This window comes from Bacteroides sp. AR29 (genome assembly GCF_900217715.1).
GTDB lineage: Bacteria > Bacteroidota > Bacteroidia > Bacteroidales > Bacteroidaceae > Bacteroides > Bacteroides uniformis.
The window spans coordinates 1-6,594 of the sequence record NZ_OBMS01000049.1; the positions used below are offsets into that span (position 1 = coordinate 1).

Consider the following 6,594-nt stretch of genomic DNA (forward strand, 5'->3'; position numbering starts at 1 on the left):
ATCAAGTCCGTTTCATTTCAAAAAACCGTGTAATTGACTATATTTCAATAATTTCAAAGAACTATTTATCCACTTTTACGGGACAGTAGTGATATTTCTAATCAATTTGAATCTCATCCATAAACAAATAAGGCATTTTACCTTCACCTACATGCCCCTTGGGCAAAGCCATACTCCCCTTGACTACCAGCTTTACATAACGTGCATTTACAGGTGCAAATGTGACGTCATATTTTTCGATGCACCTTTTCTTCACATCCGCTTCTGCCGGAAATGCCTCATCTGCCACATTCACAAACTGCTCATTGTCATCCGAAATAAAGACTTGTAATCCAACGGGGCCCATAATCCATGCATCCATATAGGTCATGGCATTTATACTTAACCGGCTAATTTCAGTCTGCTGCTTCAAGTCAATAAGTACAGTCACATCTTCTCCTAAAAAGCCTAACCAGGCACCGGTAGAGAAATTATCATTCCCCGCCATTCCGTCCACCAATGTGGCAGCTCCTCCGAAAGTGTAATCGGGAGCCGGCTGCACCTGCGTCAATGTAACAGGAAGCAATGTGGCTTTATTAAAGGAAATAGTCTTCCTTATGCAGCTGTTTTTACTATCCGAACGGATAACTGTAGCACGAAAATCAGCAGAAGAGTCAATCGAGACGGGAACAGTATACCTTCTTGAAGTTTTTGATGGTTCTTTTCCATCCAATGTATAGTAAATAGGAGCATTGTCTATAGTGCTTAAAGTGACTGTCATGGCCTTTTTTTCAATATCCGGTGTGAAATCAGCCTTGATGTCATAAAGATGTTTGGCATAATTCCACCCGTTTCTTTGATACAAAGCCAGCAAATTTACAATCCGTTTTGTAAAATCACCATAGTCTTTCTTCTCTGGTTTTGTCCACTGAACTTCTGCCAATGCTGCCATACGGGGCAGCACCATATATTCCGCATGTGCGGCAGATGAAATGTATTCCGTCCAAAGGTTGGCTTGTACGCCGAGTATATGTTCAGCCTGCTCTGCCGTGAGCGCCTCCGTCGGTTCAAGACTATATACTTTTTCAACCGTCAGGCAACCACCGATAGACAACGGTTCGTTTTCGGTATCACCGGTCTGATAGAAGTCAAAATAGCAATGTGTATTGGGAGCCATGACTACGTTATGCCCCATTTTAGCTGCCTTAATTCCTCCGGCAGAGCTCCGCCAAGACATAACCGTGGCATTAGGAGCCACATCACCCTCCAAAATCTCATCCCAACCGATAATCTGCTTTCCACGGGCATTCAAGAATTTTTCAATGCGCTGCATGCAGTAACTCTGCAGACGGTCCTCTGCACTATGCTTTTCATCAGCTTTCAGTCCTTCGGCAATGATACGCCTCTGACATTTAGGACATTCTTTCCAACGTATACGAGGAGCCTCGTCTCCACCAATGTGAATGTATTTGAAAGGGAATATTTCTATTAATTCGGTCATCACATCTTCCAGAAACTGCATGGTTTTCTCATTTCCTATGCAAAGTACATCCTCAAAAACACCCCAATCAGGACATACTTCATAAGGGCCTCCCGTACACCCCAACTCGGGATAAGCCGCCAAAGCCGCCAACATGTGTCCGGGTAAATCTACCTCAGGAATGATATTTATATAGCGTTCTTCAGCATACCGGACCACTTCTTTTATTTGTTCCTGTGTATAGTAGCCACCATAACTCGTATTATCGTATTCACCACTTCCCAGATAACCGATTACAGTACGGTTGCGGACAGACCCTACTTCCACAAGTTTCGGATATTTCTTAATCTCAATACGCCATCCCTGATCATCGGTCAGATGCCAATGAAAAGTATTCATATTGTGCAATGCCAATAAATCTATATACTTTTTGACAAACTCCACAGTGAAGAAATGGCGCGCCACATCAAGATGCATACCACGATACACAAAACGAGGTTCGTCTTTCACGATACCGGTAGGCATCAGAGCCATCTTTTCACCGATTCCTATAGGAATGGATTTCCTCAAAGTCTGAATACCATAAAACACACCTTTTTCAGTCTGCCCCTCTATCAGAATACCTTTTGACGAAACAGAGAGTTGATAGCCTTCCTTATTACTTATCTGCGGGGTCAATGCCAATACAATAGCATTTTCCACTTTCTCACCTCCAGCCATTGCTTTTACCGGCAGTACGAAGCCAACAGACTGCCCGATATATTCGGACAAGAATTCCGCATTACGTCTTAGCTGCGGATTACTTTCCGGATAGACCACAACCACCTTATCGTCCAGCCGGAAGGGATTGTCCTGACTCAACTTAATCTCTTGCGGCAGAGGGACCACCGAATAGGATGCCGTCCCTTCACCATGAACATATACTGCAAATTCACATGCAGCAAACAATATCAGTAATCTCTTTATAAACATAAGCTGTATCAAAATAAATTATTATACTACTCAACCTTCTTTTCCGGTAGCTCCCAGCCCATGACTGTAGAAATAAACGGAATGATATTCATAGCCATCTTACGCTGCCCACTATAATTGGGATGCCAGACAGCTCCATAGTCCAACACTTCATTGAAGAGTCCTTCCTTTAGTTTCAACAAATAAATGTTCCTATCATTCATCCCGGAAACAGCCTCTTCGTAGAAAGTATAAACTGGAGCAGGAACAGTGCAACAATAGATACAAAGAATGGGAATCTGCCCATAATGCTGGCGTAATTGTTTTAATATCTGTGTATAGGCCTTTACAAACTCACTCCTATACGGCTGCGGTTCAAGAGAAAAATCGTTAGTTCCCAAATTAATGACTACCAAATCCGGACGATATGCTTTGAAATTCCATTGTTCAGCAGAACCTTCGTCAAAAGTTTGGAGCATCTTATCCTTCATCGTAATAGCCGAAACACGTACCGAATCACCATAATTACGGACAGCCCCCCGGCCAGAATGTGCAATCAGACTGTAATCTGCATCAAAATAACGTGCTATTATAGTAGAGAAAGAAAGATTACAGTTTTCCGTCTCCAATCTGAACGGTTCATTCCGGTCTTTCCCCTCCGCACCATAGCCACACGTCAGAGAGTTTCCTACAAACTCGATGTGACGGGTCCGGACTTCAGGCTCCTCCTGCAAATAGCCCGAAGCTGCCAAATGAAACTGATAGAGAGTGGTCTTTCCGAATTCACCCTCCGTGCGTTTCTGTATGCGCAGGCTATGGAGTCTACGACTTACTCCAGAAACGAAGTCAATCACAGTATCTGTGCCACAAGCTTTCACTACCGTATGCAGTTTGCCGTCGACAAAAACATTGTAATAGCTCGTCCCCGTCTCGGATAACCTTATAGAGAGTTTTCCTCCCGCAAAACGAGTCTCCAGATAAGTTCCTACCCAGTCAAAAGTCACTGAACCATCTTCTTGCACTTGGGTACGCCCTACATATCGTACGGCAGCATCACTTCCTTTAACTGTCCAGCTTGTATTTTGCGCATTCGCCCCCGGTAAACCACACAAGCTTGCACAGAAAACAAGTATCCATAAATGACAATATCTCATAAAAAAATCATTTCCAACGAATCACTGGACACGTTGTTTATAAACTCTACCAAAGCGGTCGGTCACCCGGACTTCAATATGTGCTCCGGCTTTTTTAGGAGTAGCCCGGAAGAGATGCTCCGTCTTTACCGGACTAATCCAGTCGTATTCAACTCTCTCCTTGTCCGCACAAATAGCTTTAGCCTCAGGATCGTATCCGGTAAAACGGCTCATTTCCCCCCTCCTCTTGCCATCCTCATACCACTCTACCTTCCACAAATAATCCCAGTTCCAAACATTGGCAATAATATCCAACGGATAATCATCACAACTTCCTATGGGATAAGTACGAAACTGATAATCATCAGGATAGCCGGCACTCTTATAACGCCATTTCACATCCGTCCCATCTACCTCGTAAACCCCATAACCGACCGGAGTGCCATCCATGCAAATATCAGCTTTCCACCAGATACCACATACGGCAGCCGTATTATGCTCCATCAAACTATCATTAAAACAGACATTCCAGTTGAAATGCGTATGTCCGGAAATAATATGAGCATTATATCCTTTCAACAGGTCGTACAGTCCGGAAGCATTGCTCGTCTCATCTTGTATCAAAGTATTCCACTTCAATTCCGGAGTAAGGCTTGTGGGGATATGGACAATGACAAACACAAGGCTCCCTTCGGGTACATATTTCAGGTCTTGCTCCATCCATGCAAAAGTACGTTCATTGATATAACCTATATATTGATAATCGCGATTTACATAAAAATTATTGTTCAACACAATATAATGCGCTTTACCTTTATTGAAAGAATAGTAGGTTGGACCAAAATAATTTTCAAAAGTCTGATATGAATATTCAAAAGTACGTCCGCCATAAGTCATATCATGATTACCGATGGTACGATAAACAGGAAAACCTAAAGAAGCAACCGTATCGATGTAGGACGGATATAGCGAAGGAGTATCACCGACAATATCACCACAATCTATTCCAAAAACGTCCCACTCCTTTGAATAAGGTTCGACAAACTGATGCATATCCTGCAAAAAACGAGGATATGCCTTCACATCCCTTTCAGAAGTCATTTGTACATCCGCTTGTACCAAAAACAAATGCTTCTCGTCATTCCGGGTGTTTCTTTTTAGCTCAAAATTATACTCGCTACGGGAAACATCCACTTTTTGAAAAAATAAAGGAATGGTCCGTTCCGCAGCAGGTACAAAACCAGCAGGAACAGTCAAATAGATAAAACGGGTATCTCTTTTCTTCTCAAGCATATAATCTCCCTGCCCATCGGTCAAAGTACAATCAATGCCGTCTGTAACAACTACTCCTGGCAATCCTTTGCCTTCACACAAAACCTTTCCATAAATGTCCTTTCCGAAAGAATCACAGGTATGGACTCCCAGAACAATTATAAAAAACAAATATTGTATATATTTCTTCATACTATAAAATGTCATTTAACTAAAGACAATGCTATCTTTTCTGATTCAGTTCCACAAATATCATAAGAAGTTACGGAATATGTACCAAGCTTCCCTTGAATATTCCATTTATATCTGCATACATTGTTATGGTCATATTGTACATTACCTATTAAAACGTCATCTCTATATACATGATATCCCATCACTCCCTTCTTTTCTTTCGCCGGTTTCCATTCAAGAATCACTTCATCTTTATTTTCATCAGTATATATCCTTAAATTCGAGACTGGCAAAGGAGATTCACAAATAGGCAGAGTCCCTTTCTGTACATATTCCACATATGAATTATGTATTAAGGGGTTCTTCAAAGCAGGGCTATAATAGTGGCTGTAGGCAAATGAAATAAATCCGGAGACATAGGGACGCAGCAAATCCATCTGAAGCTTTAAACGACCCAAAGGTGCAACTGTCCAGAAACGTTGGTCGAACATCTCGATATTTGCCCAAAAATGGATTTTAGGGAAAGAAGGTATAGCCTTTGACAAACTCTTAAACCATTCTGCTACCACATCAATGGTAAGCCAACCTGCTCCGACACAATCTTGAGGAGCAAAAATATCTCCGTCCTTAAAATGGGCCTTTGATAATATATACTGCCACATACGGGAACACTCTTCAGGGGTGCCTGCCTCACTATTCATGAAAGGAGACAGCAAGAAAGGCATATCTTCCGTATGTTGATGAAGAAAATCCAAATTCACATTAAGTGCATCTATCAGACAATCCAGATAAAATTGCTTTTTACAACAAGAATTGACAACCTCCCAAACCCAATACCAGCCATACATCGTATCAGAATACCTTTCTTTATAGCAATTTATCAGTTCTTCTGCAACTTTATTCCCTAGTTCCATCTGTCCCATTATCCATTTTGGAGTAAGAGAATCGACATCCCACCAGCCTTCATTAAAATTTAATCCTACAAAAACCTTAAATCCAGCTCGTTTTGCATTACGTAAGCAGTTCTCCAGCAAATCATCACTTCCGCTTTTTATGTCTGGAAGTTTTGAAGGATACACCGCTTCCGTTTTTCCTTCTTTAGAAGTATGGACCGTATGCATAAAAATCAAGAACTCCAAACCAGCCTCCTTCAAAGTCTTGAATTCTTCTTGCCAACGGATATCATTCCATTGTGTAACCAGATGAGGCTGTATAAATGAGCCTTTTATAAATAGGCTATCTCCAGCATTAACCTGCTGGAAAATCCAGTGTAAGCTGCCCCCTAAAACCAAGCGATTCTGCCCCCTTGTGCTAAAATAATCCTACCCCCTTGATTCCAATATAAAAATACCCCTGCTTGGCAATGCCCGGCAGGGGATTTTTCGTAGATTTGATTCCCGTCTTGACCGGTGGGATAAAATCATTTCTACTATGACAACAAAGATAGCAAACATCCTCCAATGTTACGCATTGGGGATGGGGATAAAGCAGATAAGCAGGAGCTTTGAGCTTTCCCGCAACACGGTGCGCAGATATGTGCGCCTGTTTCAAGAGTGTGGTATACCGATAAAGGAGTTGGCCGCCATGCCTTCCGCTCGCATCCAG

The 6,594-nt window shown here is 42.1% G+C and carries 5 protein-coding genes; 1 reads left to right on the plus strand and 4 read right to left on the minus strand.

Going from position 1 to position 6,594, the window contains the following annotated elements; genetic code table 11:
- Window positions 1-97: 97 nt before the first annotated feature.
- The 4 genes from CSD97_RS18490 to CSD97_RS18505 are packed head-to-tail and all read right to left on the minus strand — an operon-like array spanning window position 98 to window position 6,281.
- Window positions 98-2,431 carry a glycoside hydrolase family 20 protein gene (locus CSD97_RS18490; protein WP_098032897.1) on the minus strand — a complete coding sequence of 778 codons (2,334 nt, stop codon included), beginning with the start codon at window positions 2,429-2,431 and terminating at the stop codon, window positions 98-100.
- A 26-nt stretch (window positions 2,432-2,457) separates the two neighbouring features.
- A complete protein-coding gene (locus tag CSD97_RS18495; RefSeq protein WP_098032898.1) occupies window positions 2,458-3,564 on the minus strand; it encodes an SGNH/GDSL hydrolase family protein in 1,107 nt (368 codons plus the stop codon).
- Window positions 3,565-3,585: 21 nt separating this feature from the next.
- Window positions 3,586-5,007 (minus strand): calcineurin-like phosphoesterase C-terminal domain-containing protein, encoded by a 1,422-nt coding sequence (locus tag CSD97_RS18500; protein ID WP_098032900.1) that lies wholly within the window; start codon window positions 5,005-5,007, stop codon window positions 3,586-3,588.
- 11 nt (window positions 5,008-5,018) lie between these two features.
- Window positions 5,019-6,281, minus strand: a complete 1,263-nt coding sequence (locus CSD97_RS18505) for a DUF4434 domain-containing protein (protein WP_098032899.1) — start codon at window positions 6,279-6,281, stop codon at window positions 5,019-5,021.
- A gap of 139 nt (window positions 6,282-6,420) precedes the next feature.
- Between CSD97_RS18505 and CSD97_RS18510 the strand changes: the two genes are divergently transcribed.
- Window positions 6,421-6,594 (plus strand): helix-turn-helix domain-containing protein (locus CSD97_RS18510; protein ID WP_143272451.1); only part of this gene is annotated, 174 nt, incomplete at its 3' end.